Origin of the sequence: Flavobacterium aeripolare, from assembly GCF_013294025.1 — a bacterium.
In the GTDB taxonomy this organism is placed as follows: Bacteria; Bacteroidota; Bacteroidia; order Flavobacteriales; family Flavobacteriaceae; genus Flavobacterium.
Window position 1 is genome coordinate 1 of record NZ_JABSNL010000035.1, and the last position, 1,391, is coordinate 1,391.

A 1,391-nucleotide genomic window follows, 5' to 3' on the forward strand; every position below is an offset into this window, starting at 1 on the left:
TGTGGTAAATTCACGTTTATCTTTCGCAAGATATTTTATCTTAGCCGAAAATAATCGGTTACGAAGTTCGCCACTTCTGCAAGCCGCGACACGTTGGCAGTAATACTATCAGAAATCGGAGAATTATGAGAAGCATTTACATCAAAAGGAATATTAAAAGATTAGTAATCGCATTATTTTTTGGTGTATTCTTAACTGCTAGCCTTGGAATATTTCTTCTAATAAGTTTTAATGGAAATTTAAATAACAATATAAACATATTTAGACTTATAATAGGTTTAAGTTTTACTTCGTTAAGCATTTTTTTGTTTTTAAAAATCTTAAATTATTTTTCAAAAATAAAAATTGATAATACCACACTCACTATAATTTCGATTTACAAAACTGAACTTTATCCAATTAATGAATTCGAAAAAATAAATATTTCAGAAATTAAAGAATATTATGGATTTTTAACAGACAGAACTTCTATAAAAATGAAAAATGGAAAAATTTTAAACTTATACTCATTCAAATATTCTAATTTCTTTGAACTAAGAAAGTTTCTTGCAATCTTAAAAGGTGACAGTATTACGTCAGAAAAATCAAAAGTGACAGATGCAGATAATATTTTGAAAATTATAAAATTTAATGATAGTCATGTAATTTCTTTTTCAGGAATAACTTTTTACATTCTTATATGCGCATTATTGCTTGGAGTTTTTAAAAATGGAAACTTTAAAAGCGACTTTTTTGAAATTTTATTATCCTTAATAGTTTTTGTTCAAATATTTTCAGGTCAAATGAATTATTTTATTATAACACAAGAATCTTTAATTATTAAAAACAGCATAAAGTTTTGGAAAAAAGACATTCATAAACTAAATAATATCCAATTAATCGAAGTAAATCAATATTTTAAGCAACCTGGAAAAAGCATTGTAGTTAAGACTTTCGATTACCAAGTTAAAGAATATTCTTCAGACAACTTATGGGGTAAAACTTGGATTGAATTTAAAAGAAATATTGTAAATAAAAACATTACAATAACAGATAATAGTAGAATAGCAGATCGACAAGTAATATACTAAAAGTACTACTGCCAACAGCGGTTTGCATAAATGGCGAAATATGTGGTAAATTCACATTTATCTTTCGCAAGATATTTTATCTTAGCCGAAAATAGTCGTTTACGAAGTTCGCCACTTCTGCAAGCCGCGACACGTTACCTGCAAGCTTAAAAAAAAAGTAGATGAATAACCTCGAATCCATTGACATTGAACCTTTTCCTATTATTGAAAATGTATTTGAAATTTATTCAAAAATGGAAAAGTATATATTTCTGCCATTAGCAACAATAAATTTTAAAAATCATAAAGTATTAAATAATAAAAGCTTTCATTTTATTTCAA

General features: G+C 26.0%; 1 protein-coding gene. It reads left to right on the plus strand.

The features are described 5' to 3' along the window. Positions 1 to 125: 125 nt before the first annotated feature. The gene (locus HNQ00_RS16240) at positions 126 to 1,070 is read left to right on the plus strand and encodes a hypothetical protein (protein WP_173839550.1); all 945 of its coding nucleotides are present in this window, start codon (positions 126 to 128) and stop codon (positions 1,068 to 1,070) included. Positions 1,071 to 1,391: the final 321 nt, after the last annotated feature.

What these genes read in the sequence shown, in the direction of transcription:
- HNQ00_RS16240 (WP_173839550.1), top strand. Translation starts at nt 126, where the DNA reads ATGAGAAGCATTTACATCAAAAGGAATATTAAAAGATTAGTAATCGCA.